Genomic DNA, 14,798 nt, shown 5'->3' with positions numbered 1-14,798 from the left:
CGCGGCCTCATGGAAGGCCTTCTCGCCCTCGTAGAGCTCGGGCCGTAGGGCTGCGGCCGATGCCGCAGGCCGCCGTGACGACCTCCGGCCGCACCAGGATCATCGCCCACGGCACCGGGCCATGGCCGACGATGCCGCACGCCCGCTCGCCGAAGGACGCGCGCATGAACCGATGGCCCGTTACGTGCCGCGCCGGAGGCTGGCGTGGTTCACGAAGCGGGCGACGGCCCCACCGGCCGCATGCCGATCAGCCAATTTGATGCGCCTCAAAGTGCCGGAGGCCGAATGCGCCCAAACAGGATGCACGCCGTGCCCAACTCGTGGGCAGGCGACGATCCTGACGGGACATGATGAACTGCCGCAGCCCCTTCGCCTTCCTGGCCGTGCCGCTTCTCGTCGCGGCGTGCCTCCTCCTCGCCGCGGTGGGGCAGCCGGCGGCGGCGGGCGAGCTTGACCGCTACCTCGGCAGGGTCGCCCCGCAGGACATTTTTCCACAGGCGGAGCGCTTTGGCCCGCCCCAGGGGGAGCCGCCGATCGCGCCGGTGATGCGCGGCGAGGAGCGGCTCGGCTTCGTCTATCTCAATTCCGACTTCGCCAATGCCGTCGGCTATTCCGGCAAGCCCATCAAGATGCTCGTGGGCATCGAGACGAGCGGCGTCGTGCGGTCGATCAGGCTCGTCGACCACAAGGAGCCGATCGTCCTCATCGGCATCCCGGAAGCGCGCATCGTCGCCGCCGTCAACAGCCTCATCGGCAAGGACATGGCCGCCGTGGCGCGTGGTGCCGAGCGTCCGCCGCAGGTCGACATCGTCAGCGGCGCCACCGTCACGGTCCTCGTCATGGGCGACAGCGTCGTGCGCTCGGCCGTCGGCCTCGTGCGCAGCGGTCGCCTCGGCGGAGGCACCGATGCCGCGCCGGTCGCAGCGCCGGCGGCGCGCGCCATCGACATGTCCGTGAGCGAGATCCGTAGCTGGGAGGACCTCGTCGGCGACGGCTCCGTGCGGCGCCTCAACCTGTCCGTCGGCGAGGTGAACGAGGCCTTCGCCAAGGCTGGCCAGCCGGAAGCCGCGGCCCATGCGGAAGGGGAGAACGAGGACCTCTTCATCGACCTCTATGCCGCGCCCGTCTCGGTGCCGACGATCGGCCGCAGCCTCCTCGGCGATGAAGGCTACGAGCGCCTGACGAAGCGGCTCGCGCCCGGACAGCACGCCCTCCTCGTCGCGGGCGAAGGCGCCTATTCCTTCAAGGGCTCCGGCTATGTCCGCGGCGGTATCTTCGACCGCATCGAGCTGGTGCAGGACGGCAGCACGACGCGCTTCCGCGATCGCAACCACACGCGCCTCGGCGACCTTGCGGCCGAAGGAGCGCCGGACCTGCCCGAGATCGCGCTCTTCGTCGTGCCCGAGCACTTCCCCTTCGATCCGGCGCAGGAATGGGACCTGCAACTCCTCGTGCAGCGCCCGGTCGGAGCCCGCGACAAGGCCTTCCTCACCTACGACCTCGCCTACCGGCTGCCCGAGCGCTATCTCGTCGCCGAGGCGCCTGCGACGCAGCGGCCAGCCGCCGCGCCCGCCCCGATCCCGGCAGCGGGCGAAGCGCTCCTCCCGGCCGGCATGGAAGACGTGCTCGCCATGCCGCTGTGGGAGCGCATCTGGCGCGACAACACCGTCAACATCTCGATCGCCGCCGTCGCCATCGGGGTGCTGACGCTGATCTTCTTCTTCCAGGACTGGCTCGTGTCCCGGCCGCTGCTCTTCACCTGGGTGCGGCGCGGCTATCTCGCCTTCACGCTCTTCTGGCTCGGCTGGTGGATGAATGCCCAGCTGTCGGTGGTCAACGTCATCACCTTCACCAATGCGCTGATCACCGGCTTCAGCTGGGAATATTTCCTCGCCGCGCCGCTCGTCTTCATCCTGTGGTCGTCGGTGGCGGCGGCGCTCCTCTTCTGGGGGCGGGGCCCGTTCTGCGGCTGGCTGTGCCCCTTCGGCGCCCTGCAGGAACTGACCAACAACCTCGCCCGCTTCTTCAAGGTGCCGCAGCTGACGCTGCCCTGGGGCCTGCACGAGCGGCTGTGGCCGCTGAAATACATCATCTTCCTCGTGCTCTTCGGCCTGTCGCTGCATTCGGTCGGGCTCGCGGAGCAATGGGCTGAGGTCGAGCCGTTCAAGACCGCGATCATCCTCAAGTTCGCGCGCGAATGGCCCTTCGTCATCTATGCGCTGACGCTCCTGTCCATCGGCCTGTTCGTCGAGCGGTTCTTCTGCCGCTACCTGTGCCCGCTCGGCGCGGCGCTCGCCATTCCCGGCCGCATCCGCATGTTCGAATGGCTGAAGCGCTGGCCGGAATGCGGCTCGCCCTGCCACCGCTGCGCCAAGGAATGTCCGGTGCAGGCGATCCACCCCGAAGGGCACATCAACGTCAACGAGTGCATCTACTGCATGCACTGCCAGGAACTCTACCACGACGACCAGCACTGCCCGCACATGATCCAGGTGCGCGTCAAGCGCGAGCGCTGGCTGGCCCAGAACGCACCCCGCCCGGCGGGTGAAGCCCCCAACAAGCCGATCATCACGCGCAACGGCAAGGCCGTGGCTGATGCGGCCCGGCCCGCCGAGACGGCGGGTGCCCCCTCATGAGCGAAAAGGAGGCTCTGATGGCACAGGAAGACACGAAGTCGGTAGAAACGAAGGCCGGCGTCAGCCGGCGGCAGCTGCTCGGATCGACCGCCTCCGTCGCGGCGGTGGCAGGCGTCGCCGGTGCCGGCGGAACGGCCGCGCTGACGACGCTCGGCGGCCCCCTTGCCGGCCCTGCCGAGGCCCAGACGCGCCCCGCCGCGCGCGCCGGCCAGAAGGCGGAGGTGCATCCCGGCGAGCTCGACGAATATTACGTCTTCTTCTCAAGCGGCCAGACGGGCGAACTGCGCATCGTGGGCCTGCCCTCCATGCGCGAGCTGATGCGCGTGCCGGTGTTCAACCGCTGCAGCGCCACCGGCTGGGGCCAGACCAACGAGAGCCTCAAGGTGCTGACCGAGGGCCTCCTGCCCGAGACGCGCGAATTCCTCGCCAAGCAGGGCCTCAAGACCTATCTCAACGGCGACCTGCACCACCCGCACATGTCGTTCACCGACGGCAGCTATGACGGGCGCTACATCTTCGTCAACGACAAGGCCAACACGCGCGTCGCGCGCATCCGCTGCGACGTGATGAAGTGCGACAGGATCATCCAGCTGCCCAACCAGCACACGGTGCACGGCCTGCGCGTGCAGAAATATCCGCGCACCGGCTATGTCTTCGCCAATGGCGAAGACCGCGCGCCGATCCCCAACACCGGCGAGGTGCTCGACGACCACAAGCAATACCACGCCATCTTCTCGGCCATCGACGGCGACACCATGAAGGTCGCCTGGCAGGTGATGGTCGACGGCAACCTCGACAACGTCGATGCCGACTACCAGGGCAAGTACGCCTTCGCCACCTGCTACAACTCGGAAGAGGGCGTGACCCTGCCCGAGATGATGGCGAACGAGCAGGACTGGATCGTCGTCTTCAACCTTGCGCGCATCGAAGAGGCGGTGAAGAAGGGCAACTTCAAGGAAATGGGCGGCGTGCCGGTCATCGACGGCCGCAAGGGTTCGCCCTACACGCGCTATATCCCGGTCTCCAACAGCCCGCATGGCATCAACACGGCGCCCGACGGCATCCATGTCGTCGCCAACGGCAAGCTCTCGCCGACCGTCACGGTCTTCGACGTGCGCCGGTTCGACGACCTGTTCGACGACAAGATCAAGCCGCGCGACACCGTCGTCGCCGAGCCGGAGCTCGGCCTCGGACCGCTGCACACGGCCTATGACGGCAAGGGCAACGCCTATACGACGCTGTTCATCGACAGCCAGGTCTGCAAGTGGAACATCGACGCCGCCAAGCGCGCCTACAAGGGTGAGAAGGTCAACCCGATCATCCAGAAGCTCGACGTCCACTACCAGCCCGGCCACAACCACACCTCCATGGGCCAGACCAAGGAGGCGGACGGCAAGTGGCTGATATCGCTGAATAAATTCTCGAAGGACCGCTACCTCAACGTCGGCCCGCTGAAGCCGGAGAACGATCAGCTCATCGACATCTCGGGCGATCGCATGGTCATCGTCCACGACGGCCCGAGCTTCGCCGAGCCGCATGATGCGACCATCGTGCACCGCTCCAAGGTCAACCCGGTGCACGTGTGGCAGCGGGAGGACCCGCTCTTCGCCGATGCGGTGAAGCAGGCGGCGGCCGACGGCGTCAACCTGATGGAAGACACCAAGATCGTGCGCGACGGCAACAAGGTGCGCGTCTACATGACGTCGGTGGCGCCGACCTTCAGCCTTGAGACCTTCCAGGTGCAGCAGGGCGACGAGGTCACGGTCTTCGTCACCAACCTCGACGAGATCGAGGACCTGACGCACGGCTTCTGCATCGTCAACTACGGCATCAACATGGAAGTCGGGCCGCACGCCACGGCCTCCGTCACCTTCACGGCCGACCGGCCCGGTGTGTACTGGTACTACTGCAGCTGGTTCTGCCACGCCATGCACATGGAGATGAAGGGCCGGATGTTCGTGGAGCCGCGCAACGCCTGAGCCGAAGACGAGGCCGGGGGGCCTCATCCCCCTCTCCCCGCGGGCTGGCCGGGCTTGCCCGACCTGCCCAGACAACGGCGGAACCCGGAATCCCGCGTTCCGTCGGGGAGAGGGGGCAAGGCCACCACGCCCCCGTTCCAGAAGGACCTTGAGCGATGTGTGCGCTCGCGACCATCCTGCGCAGCCTGCCGGCGGCGGCCCTTGCCGCCGGCCTGTCCTCAGCCGCCACGGCGGGGGAGATCGTCGTCTCTCCCGGCGAGGCGCTGCAGGCGGCGCTCGACCGGGCTGAGCCCGGCGACATCCTGCGCCTTCAGCCGGGCGTCCATCGCGGGCCAGTCACCATCGGCCGGGCGGTGACGCTCGACGGGCAGGATGCGGCGACCGTCGCGGGCAGCGGCGAGGGCAGCGTCATCACCGTGACGGTGCCGGGCGTCACCTTGCGCGGGCTCACCGTGCGCGGCTCGGGGCGCAGCCTCGAGACGCTCGATTCCGGCATCCTCCTCACCCGCACGGCCGCCGGCGGCGCGCTCGTCGAGCACAACCGCATCGAGGACAATCTCTTCGGCGTCTATGTGCACGGCGCCGCCGGAGCGCTGGTGCGGGACAACGTCATCGTCGGCCAGACGAGCGGCCGCTCGAGCGACGCGGGCAACGGCGTCTCGGTGTGGAACGCACCGGGGGCGAAGATCATCGGCAACGACATCAGCTTCGGCCGCGACGGCATCATGGTGATGTCGAGCCGCGACAACGTCTTCCGCGGCAACCGCTTCCACAACCTGCGCTTCGGCGTCCACTACATGTACACCAACAACAGCGAGGTCTCCGGCAACATCTCGCGCGGCAACGCCATCGGCTTCGCCATCATGTTCTCCAACCGGCTCTCCGTGCGCGACAATCTCTCCGACGGCGACCGCGACCACGGCCTCCTCTTCAACTACGCCAACGGCTCGGTGATCGCGGGCAATGTCGTGCGCGGGCGCATGCTGCCGGCGACGCGCTGGCGCGATGCGGGCCTTTCCGCCGACACCGGCGAACATAGCCTGCCGGCCGGCGGGGCGGAGGCGCGCGAGGCCGACGGCGCTGCGCGCATCGGCCCGGAGAAATGCGTCTTCATCTACAACGCCAACAACAACCGCTTCGAGGGCAACCGCTTCGAGGCCTGCGAGATCGGCATTCACTTCACCGCCGGGTCCGAGGGCAATGCCATGACGGGCAATGCCTTCATCGCCAACCGCACGCAGGTGAAATATGTCGGCACCCGTTTCCTCGACTGGTCGAAGGACGGGCGCGGCAACTACTGGAGCGACAACCCCGCCTTCGACCTCGACGGCGACGGCATCGCCGACACCGCCTACCGGCCCAACGGCATCGTCGACCGGGTGCTGTGGACGGCGCCGCAGGCCAAGGTGCTGCTCAACAGCCCGGCCGTGCAGGTGATCCGCTGGGCGCAATCGCAGTTTCCCGCCCTCTACCCCGGCGGGGTCGTCGACAGCCGGCCGCTGATGGCGCCGCCCGCGCCGCCGCCGCACCTGCCGCAAGGAGACCGGTCATGACCGCAACCGTCGCGCTCTCGGGCGTTGGCAAGCGCTTCCGCACCGTCGAGGCGGTGCGCGATGTCTCGTTCTCGCTCGACGAAGGCGAGATCGTCGCCCTCGTCGGCCACAACGGCGCCGGCAAGACGACGCTGATGAAGCTGATGCTCGGCCTCATCCAGCCGACCGCGGGCAGCGTGCGCGTGCTCGGCGAGGACCCGGCCTCGGGCGCCTTCGCCGCCCGCCGGCGCCTCGGCTTTTTGCCCGAGAGCGTCTCCTTCAACTCGGCGCTGACCGGGCGCGAGACGCTCGCCTTCTACGCCCGCCTCAAGGGCGAGCCGGTCGGCGAGGCGCTCGCCCTGCTCGAGCGCGTCGGCCTCGGCGCCGCCGGCGGTCGCCGCGTCGGCACCTACTCCAAGGGCATGCGCCAGCGCCTCGGCCTCGCCCAGGCCCTCATCGGCGCGCCGCGCGTGCTGCTGCTCGACGAGCCGACGACCGGGCTCGATCCGGCGCTGCGCCAGAGCTTCTATGAGATCCTGCAGGAGCTGCGCGGCCGGGGCGCGACGATCCTGCTCTCGTCGCATGCCCTCTCCGAGCTTGAAGGCGAGACGGAGCGCGTCGTCATCATGAACCGGGGCGCCATGGTGGCGGACGGCTCCCTCGCCGAATTGCGCCGGCTCGCCCGCCTGCCGGTGCGCGTGCGCCTCACCGCAGCCGGCGGGCTCGACGGGCTCGCGGGGCGCTTCGCCGATCTCGGCCCGCTGCAGCGCGTCAACGGCCATGCGGTCGAGATCGCCGTCGACGACGCGCGCAAGATCGAGGTCGTGCGCCGCGCCCTCGCCGACGAGACGCGGATCGAGGACATCGAGGTGACGCCGCCGAGCCTCGACGAGCTCTACGCCCATTTCCTGCGCTCCGGGGAGACGCGGTCATGAGAACGATCCTGATCATCGCCGGCAAGGAAATCCGGGACGGGCTGCGCAACCGCTGGGTGCTGGCCACGACCCTGCTGCTCGCCGGCCTCGCCTTGTCCCTCACCTTCCTCGGGGCGGCGCCCTCCGGCGCGACCGGCGCCCAGCCGCTCGATGTCGTCATCGTCAGCCTGTCGAGCCTGACGATCTTCCTCCTGCCGCTCATCGCGCTTCTCATCGCGCACGACGCCGTCGTCGGCGAGGTGGAGCGCGGCACCATGCTGCTCCTCCTCAGCTATCCGGTCGGCCGCTCGCAGGTGATCCTCGGCAAGTTCGCGGGCCAGGTCGCCGTGCTCGGCTTTGCGACCTTCGTCGGCTACGGCGCGGCGGCGGCCGCGCTGCTTGCCAGCGGGGCGGAAATCGACGCGACGAGCTGGCTCGCCTTCGCCGCCATGATCGGCTCCTCGGTCCTCCTCGGCGCGGCCTTCGTTGCCATCGGCCAGCTCATCAGCGCCTCTTCCCGCGATCGTGGCACGGCCGCGGGCATCGCCGTCGGCGTGTGGCTCGTCTTCGTGCTCATCTACGACATGGGCCTTCTCGGGCTGATGGTTATGGACCAGGGCCGCACCGTCACCGGGCCGGTGCTCAACGCCCTCCTGCTCGCCAACCCGACGGATGCCTACCGGCTCTTCAACCTCACGGGCTTCGCCAATGTCAGCCAGTTCGCCGGCATGGCGGGCCTTGCCGGCTCCGCCGCCGTGAGCCCGTCGCTGCTCCTCGGCGCCCTCGGCGCCTGGGCGCTTGCCCCGCTCGCGCTCGCCACCCTCGCCTTCTCGCGGAGAGAACTATGAAACGCCTTCTGGCCGTCGGCCTCGTCCTCGCCATGGCCACCGTCGCCGGGTGCCGGCAGGAGGAGGCCGCCGCCCCGCCGCCGCCCCACGCCCTGACGCGCGAGGCGCTCGGCGCCTATTGCGGCATGAACGTGCTCGAGCACCCCGGGCCCAAGGGCCAGATCATCCTCGACAGCCGGCTGCACCCGGTCTGGTTCTCCTCCGCCCGCGACGCCCTCGCCTTCACCATGCTGCCCGAGGAGCCGAAGGACGTGCTTGCCATCTATGTCTCCGACATGGGCAAGGCACCGAGCTGGGAGGAGCCGGGCGAACGCAACTGGGTCGAGGCGCGCGAGGCCTTCTTCGTCATCGACAGCACGCGGCGCGGCGGGATGGGGGCGGCGGAGGTCGTGCCCTTCGGCGAGCGAGCGGCCGCGGAGGCTTTCGCCGCCGACAACGGCGGGCGCGTCGTCACTTTCGCCGAGGTGCCCGAGGATTACGTGCTCGGTTCCGGCGAGCCGGCTGAGACCGGATCCCTTCTTAATCACGCGTTGCACTGAGGCCGCCATGACGAATGTCCCGACGCGCCGCCGCTTCATCGGCATCAGCGCCGCCGCCGCCGGCCTCGCGCTTCTGCCGACCGGCGGCGCCCTGGCGCACGCAGCGGACGGCAAGGTAGTGGTCTGGCGCGGAACGGCGCTCGGCGCCGTCGCGACGCTCAGGATCCACCATCGGGACCGGACCGCGGCCGAGCGGCTCGCCGCACGGGCCGTCGCGGAGGTGCGCCGCCTCGAAGGGCTCTTCAGCCTCTACCGGGACGATTCCGCCCTCGTCGCGCTCAACCGGCGCGGGGTGCTGGAGGCGCCGCCGCCGGAACTCGTCACGGTCGTTGAGGAGTGCCGGCGCTTCCATACGCTGACCGGAGGCGCCTTCGATCCCACTGTTCAGCCGCTGTGGGAGCTCTATACCCGCCACTTTGCGCAAGAGGCGGCCGCCCCGGACGGGCCGCCCGCGAACCGCCTGGCCGAGACCCTGCAAAAGGTCGGCCTGCAGCACGTCATGGCCGACCGCGACCGCATCGCCTTCGCCCGCCCCGGCATGGCGCTGACGCTGAACGGCATCGCCCAGGGCTGGATCACCGACCGGGTGGTGGCGCTGCTGCGCGCCGGCGGCATCGCATCGAGCCTCGTCGACATGGGCGAGGCGCGCGCCTTCGGGCAGCGGCCCGACGGGACGGCCTGGCGCGCGGGCATCGCCGATCCCCACGCCGCCGGCCGCATTACCGAAACAGTGGCGCTCGACGACTGCGCCGTCGCGACCTCCGGCGGATACGGCCTGCGCTTCGATGCCGCCGGGCGCTTCGACCACCTCATCGATCCACGCACCGGCCGCTCTCCACGTCGCTACGACAGCCTCTCCGTCATCGCGCCGGACGCGACGACGGCCGATGCCCTGTCGACGGGCTTCAGCTCTCTTGGCGCGGCGGAGATCCGCCGCATCCGGCAGGAAGCAGGAGCCGCCGCCGTGCTGGCGACGACCGGCACCGAAACCCTTCACCTCTGAAGCGGGCGTCTCGCACGGCTGCTCCCGCTCCCCGCGCCCGCGTGCATTGCCGCCGCTTGACAACACGATCCTACTACATCATTTATATCGCACGCGATCTGATCGCGTGCGATTATTGACTGATTGTGACGCCCCGAGCGCCGCCTCCGAGAAGGAAACTGCCATGTCCGTGAATGTTCTCTACCGCACCTCCGCCCGCGCCACCGGCGGCCGCGACGGCCGTTCGGCGACGCTCGACGGCGCCGTCGACGTCAAGCTGACCACGCCGAAGGAGCTGGGCGGGGCCGGCGGCGACGGCGTCAATCCCGAGCAGCTCTTCGCCACCGGCTATGCCGCCTGCTTCCTCGGGGCCATGAAGTTCGTCGCCTCCCAGGGCGGCGGCACCAAGGTCCCCGCCGACGCCACCGTCACGGCGACGGTCGGCATCGGGCCCCGCTCGGCAGGCGGCTTCGGCCTCGACATCGCGCTCGAGGTCTCGCTGCCCGGCGTCGAGCGCGCCGCAGCCGAGGCGCTCGTCGCCAAGGCGCACGAGGTCTGCCCCTATTCCAACGCCACCCGCAACAACGTCGACGTGCGGCTCACCGTCGTCTGAGGTTCCGGGGCGCCTCTTCGTCCGTGACGGAGAGGCGCCCCGCCGCTACGACGCCGCGTTCAGGGTGGTGACGGCCACCGCCGCGGCCGAGGCGCGGTTCTCGACGCCGAGCTTGGCGTAGATCTGCTCGAGGTGCTTGTCGACGGTGCGGGGGCTGAGGCCGAGGATGGCGCCAACGTCGCGGCTCGACTTGCCGCGCGCCACCCACAGCAGCACCTCCGCCTCCCGCGCCGTCAGGGCGAACCGCTGCCGCAGCAGCGCATCGGCCGAAGCGGCCTCGGTCATGCTCAGCCTCAGGAGCGTCTCGCTGCCCTCCCCGGCGCGGACGACGGACAGGCGGCATTCGGGCCGGCCCGGCAGCGCGATCTCCATCGTTGCCGGGCCGTCGGCACGCCGCGTTGCCGTCAGCCAGGCGCGGATCTCCGCCGGCAGGACGGGCTCCCCGAGGGCCTCCTCCAGCAGGCGGCGGGCCTGCGGCGTCGACCACAGGATATCGCCCGCTCCATCGACGGCGAGGAGAAAGCGGCCGCTCGCATCGAGGGCGGCGCGGGCGCTCGACGCGATCCGGGCGTTGCCGAGATGGGTGCGCATGCGGGCCAGGAGCTCCTCCCGCCGGACCGGCTTCGTCACATAGTCGACGCCGCCGGCCGAAAAGCCGGCCACGATATGCTCGGTCTCGGTCAGCCCGGTCATGAAGATGACGGGGACATGGGCGGCGCGGCTCTCGCGCTTCAGGGCGCGGCAGGTCTCGAAACCGTCCATGCCCGGCATGACGGCATCGAGCAGGATGAGATCGGGGGTGATCTCCTTGACCAGCGACAGCGCCGCGGCGCCGCTGACGGCGACGAGCGCCGTGAAGCCGGCCTCGCTGAGGAGATCGTCCAGCATGGCGAGGCTCTCCGGCGCATCATCGACGACGAGCACCACGTCCCGGCGGCCTTCATCCCGCGTCATGTCTCCTGCCGCTCCCGCTTGAGAGGCCCGCCTGCGCCTGCGAGCGCAGCGCTGAGGCCATCAAAGTCGTACCGGTCGACGAACAGCGTGAGCCGCGCCGCGAGCCGGGCATGGACGGGATGCGCCGCGGCCAGCCTCCCGAGCAGGTCGCGCAGAGCGCGCGCATGGCCGATGCGCGCCAGCCTGCCGAGCTCGCCGGCCACATCGGCCGGCAGAGCCGGAACCGGAGGCTCCGCGCCCTCATCCCGCTCCGGCGCGCTGTCCTCTCCGTCCTCGATCCATTCGATGCCGGTCAGCCGGCGGATCTTGTCGAGCAGCCGGCGGATGTCGGTCGGCTTCATCATCACGTCGTCGACCACGGCCGAGAACGAGCGCTCCGCCTTTGCCTCGAGCGCGTTGGCCGAGATCATGATGATGCGCGTCCCGGTCAGGCCCCGCTCGCGCAGCTGCTGCGCCACCTGCCAGCCGTCCGGCCCGCCGGGCATGGCGATGTCGAGGAGGACGACGTCGGGCCGGCACAGGTCGGCGAGATCGAGGCCCGCCGTCCCGTCCGGCGCCTGCAGGACGATGAAGCCGAGGGGTGCCAGGATCTCATGGACGAGGTCGCGGTGGGGTGGGTCGTCGTCGATGACGAGGACGGTGAGGCGCGGGCCGCGGTAGCCGCGGATGCGCTCCTCGTCGGCCGGCCGCGAGGACGGCTGCGACACCTCGGACAGGACCAGCTTGACGCGGAAGGTCGAGCCGCGGCCGACCTCGCTCGTGACGGTAATCGCCCCGCCCATGATGCCGGCGAGCAGCTTGGAGATGGTGAGCCCGAGCCCTGTGCCGGCCACGGCGCTCGACGGCGGCAGGGCGCCGCGCGCAAAGGGCTCGAAGATGCGCTCGATGTCCTCGGGGCGGATGCCGACGCCGGTATCCTCGATCTCGAACTCGGCCACCGGGCTTCGGTAGTGCACGCGCAGGCGGACATGGCCGCGCTCGGTGAACTTGATGGCGTTGGAGACGAGGTTGATCAGGATCTGCCGCAGCCGCTTCTCGTCCGTATAGACCGCCTCGGGCAGGTTGGCCGGGCAGTCGAAGATGAAATCGATGCCCTTCGCGCGCGCCTGCAGCCGCACCATGCCGACGAGCTGGTCGAGGAATTCCCGCAGGCGCACCTCCTCGCGCTCGAGGTGCAGGCGCCCGGCCTCGATCTTGGAGATGTCGAGCAGCCCGTCGATGAGGCCGGAGAGATGCTCGGTGCTGCGCCGGATGACGCCGACCTGCCCGCGCCGGCGCGGGCTCAGGTCCATGTCCTGCTCGATGAGCTGGGCATAGCCGGAGATGGCGTTGAGCGGCGTGCGCAATTCGTGGCTCAGCCCGACGACATAGCGGCTCTTGGCGAGATTGGCCGCCTCCGCCGCCTCCTTGGCGCGCTGCAACTCGGCGTCGGTGCGCTCATGCGCCTCGATCTCGCGCATCAGCAGCTCCGTCTGGCGCTCGGCCTCCTTCTGCGCGGCGCGCCGGCTCTCGGCGGCGAGCACGAAGAGCCAGGCGGTGACGCCGACGATGATGATGAGGATGGCGAAGACCTTCCACAGGATCGCGCCGATGATCGCGCGCTCCTCCATGTAGTCGAGGCGCGACTGGAAATAGACGAGCGCCAGGACGACCGCGAGCAGGACGCACGAGACGAGGAAGACGCCGAGGAAATGGCCGAGGCGCGAGTTGAGCCGCGCCACGATGCGCATGGGCAAGGCCCGCGTGAGGCCGGCAAGGATCTGGTCGGGAAGGCGCGCGCCGGTCTTGCACAGGTCGTGGCAGCGCGCATCAAGCGAGCAGCACAGCGAGCAGATCGGCCCCGAATAGGCCGGGCAGCGCGCCATGTCCTCGGCCTCGAAGGCGTGCTCGCAGATGCAGCAGCGGATGGCGGTGGCGCCCTTCCAGTCGTGCTGCGCCTCGCGCGCCAGGTAGTAGCGCCCGCCCGTCGCCCAGGCGATGGCCGGGGCGGCGATGAAGGCGACGGCGAGGGTGACGAACGGGGTGAGCGCCTGGGCCGTCTCGCCGGCGGCCCCGGTCGAGGCGACGATGGAGGCGAGCGTCGCCAGCAGCATGGCGCCGACGCCGACCGGGTTGACGTCGTAGAGATGGGCGCGCTTGAACTCGATGTGCGGCGGGCTGAGGCCGAGCGGTTTGTTGACGACGAGGTCGGCGACGAGCGCGCCGAGCCAGGCGATGGCGACGTTGGAATAGAGCGCGAGGATCCGCTCCAGCGCCTTGTAGATGCCGAGTTCCATGAGCAAGAGCGCGACGAGCACGTTGAAGACGAGCCACACGACCCGGCCGGGATGGCTGTGGGTGAGCCGCGAGAAGAAGTTCGACCACGCGATGGAGCCGGCATAGGCATTGGTCACGTTGATCTTCAGCTGCGCCACGACGACGAACAGCCCGGTCAGGGCGAGCGCCACCTCGGGCGTGCCGACGGCATGGCGGAAGGCGGCAAGATACATCTGCGCCGGCTCGGCCGCGTTGTCGATCGGCACCCCCTGCACCAGCGCGAAATAGGCGAGGAAGGAACCCGCGATGAGCTTGGCGACGCCGAGCACGGCCCAGCCCGGCCCGGCGCTGACGAGCGCGAGCCACCAGCTCAGGCGCCGTCCCGCCCGCTGGCGCGGCAGGAAGCGCAGAAAGTCCACCTGTTCGCCGATCTGCGCGATGAGCGAGAAGGTCACCGCCGCGGCGGCGCCGAAGAGCAGCAGGTCGAAGGTGCCCTCGGGCGTTCCCTGCCGGCCGGGGAAGGCGAGCCAGCCGTCGAAGGAAGAGGCGCTGGTGGCGGCGATGACCACGAAGGGCAGGAGGTTGAGCGCGATCCAGACCGGCTGCGTCCACAGCTGGAAGCGGCTGATGAAGGTGATGCCGTGGGTGACGAGCGGGATGACGACGAGCGCGCTCACCACATAGCCGAGCGCCTGCGGGACGCCGAAGCACAATTCCAGCGCCACCGCCATGATGGCCGCTTCGAGCGCGAAGAAGATGAAGGTGAAGGAGGCGTAGATCAGCGAGGTGATGGTCGAGCCGATGTAGCCGAACCCCGCCCCACGCGTGAGGAGATCGATGTCGACGCCGTATTTGGCGGCGTAGTAGCTGATCGGCAGGCCGGTGGCGAAGAGGATGGCACCGACGGCGAGGATGGCCGCCACCGCATTGGAGACGCCGTAGCTCAGCGTGATGGCGCCGCCGATGGCCTCGAGCGCGAGGAAGGAGATGGCGCCGATCGCCGTGTTGGCGACGCGCGCGGGCGACCATTTGCGCGCGCCCATGGCGGTGAAGCGCAGCGCATAATCCTCGAGCGTCTGGTTCGCCACCCATTGGTTGTACTGGCGGCGGACGCGATCGATCTTCCGAGCTTCTGCCATGGCCGGCCCTTACGGCGCGGGCGGCGGGCACCGCCCCCGTGCTGTCCGGCCACGACAAGCAGCAATCGTGCCGGATGCGCGGGACGGCCTCGCGCGCTCCCCTTCAGCCCTCGCCGGCGGCGTCTCTGCGGACATTGCGCTCCTCGTGAGCGGCGATGATGCGGCCGGGCGCGGTGCCCGCCCATACGTCATTCTACGTATTGCTGCATCGCACAAAGCCCTCGACCGTGAAGGCCACGAGGGCGAAACGGCCCTCCTCCCGCCAGGGAATCCCCGCCTGACCGGCCGGCGCGCAGCGCCGCCGCCATGCCGCTTCCACGATCAATTGCGAGGCAGCCATGTCGCATAAACCGCCACCGACCGAAATGCCCGCCCTTCCCTCGGCGCTGCGCCGCAAGCTGCTTCT

10 protein-coding genes are annotated in these 14,798 nt (G+C 69.7%); 8 read left to right on the top strand and 2 right to left on the bottom strand.

Going from position 1 to position 14,798, the window contains the following annotated elements; translation table 11 throughout:
• Positions 1–347 precede the first annotated feature (347 nt).
• The 8 genes from GGR16_RS19835 (at position 348) to GGR16_RS19800 (ending at position 10,043) form a co-directional block, all read left to right on the top strand.
• On the top strand, positions 348–2,636 hold the full coding sequence (locus tag GGR16_RS19835) for a NosR/NirI family protein (RefSeq protein WP_183317733.1): 2,289 nt from the start codon (positions 348–350) through the stop codon (positions 2,634–2,636).
• A gap of 17 nt (positions 2,637–2,653) precedes the next feature.
• Positions 2,654–4,615: a TAT-dependent nitrous-oxide reductase gene (nosZ, locus tag GGR16_RS19830; RefSeq protein ID WP_183317732.1), complete on the top strand. Its 1,962-nt coding sequence runs from the start codon at positions 2,654–2,656 to the stop codon at positions 4,613–4,615.
• Positions 4,616–4,770: 155 nt separating this feature from the next.
• Entirely contained in the window at positions 4,771–6,168 is a 1,398-nt protein-coding gene (locus GGR16_RS19825; RefSeq protein ID WP_019402779.1) for a nitrous oxide reductase family maturation protein NosD, read from the top strand.
• Positions 6,165–7,082 carry an ABC transporter ATP-binding protein gene (locus tag GGR16_RS19820; RefSeq protein ID WP_183317731.1) on the top strand — a complete coding sequence of 306 codons (918 nt, stop codon included), beginning with the start codon at positions 6,165–6,167 and terminating at the stop codon, positions 7,080–7,082. The genes GGR16_RS19825 and GGR16_RS19820 overlap by 4 nt, the downstream gene beginning before the upstream one ends.
• Positions 7,079–7,909, top strand: coding sequence for an ABC transporter permease (locus tag GGR16_RS19815; protein ID WP_183317730.1), 831 nt, complete (start codon positions 7,079–7,081; stop codon positions 7,907–7,909). Before GGR16_RS19820 ends, GGR16_RS19815 begins: the two co-directional genes overlap by 4 nt.
• Positions 7,906–8,448, top strand: a complete 543-nt coding sequence (locus GGR16_RS19810; RefSeq protein ID WP_183317729.1) for a nitrous oxide reductase accessory protein NosL — start codon at positions 7,906–7,908, stop codon at positions 8,446–8,448. The genes GGR16_RS19815 and GGR16_RS19810 overlap by 4 nt, the downstream gene beginning before the upstream one ends.
• Positions 8,449–8,455: 7 nt before the next feature.
• Positions 8,456–9,451 (top strand): FAD:protein FMN transferase, encoded by a 996-nt coding sequence (locus GGR16_RS19805; protein ID WP_183317728.1) that lies wholly within the window; start codon positions 8,456–8,458, stop codon positions 9,449–9,451.
• 163 nt (positions 9,452–9,614) lie between these two features.
• Positions 9,615–10,043 carry an organic hydroperoxide resistance protein gene (locus tag GGR16_RS19800; RefSeq protein WP_183317727.1) on the top strand — a complete coding sequence of 143 codons (429 nt, stop codon included), beginning with the start codon at positions 9,615–9,617 and terminating at the stop codon, positions 10,041–10,043.
• Between the two features lie 45 nt (positions 10,044–10,088).
• Here the strand turns inward: GGR16_RS19800 and GGR16_RS19795 are convergent, their stop codons facing one another.
• Together GGR16_RS19795 and GGR16_RS19790 are read right to left on the bottom strand one after the other, a co-directional pair.
• The gene (locus GGR16_RS19795; protein ID WP_183317726.1) at positions 10,089–10,997 is read right to left on the bottom strand and encodes a response regulator transcription factor; all 909 of its coding nucleotides are present in this window, start codon (positions 10,995–10,997) and stop codon (positions 10,089–10,091) included.
• A complete protein-coding gene (locus GGR16_RS19790; RefSeq protein ID WP_183317725.1) occupies positions 10,994–14,392 on the bottom strand; it encodes an ATP-binding protein in 3,399 nt (1,132 codons plus the stop codon). The genes GGR16_RS19795 and GGR16_RS19790 overlap by 4 nt, the downstream gene beginning before the upstream one ends.
• Between the last annotated feature and the right edge of the window lie 406 nt (positions 14,393–14,798).

Origin of the sequence: Chelatococcus caeni, from assembly GCF_014196925.1 — a bacterium.
Taxonomy (GTDB): Bacteria; Pseudomonadota; Alphaproteobacteria; order Rhizobiales; family Beijerinckiaceae; genus Chelatococcus_A; species Chelatococcus_A caeni.
This window is presented reverse-complemented; position numbering and strand designations above follow the sequence as displayed.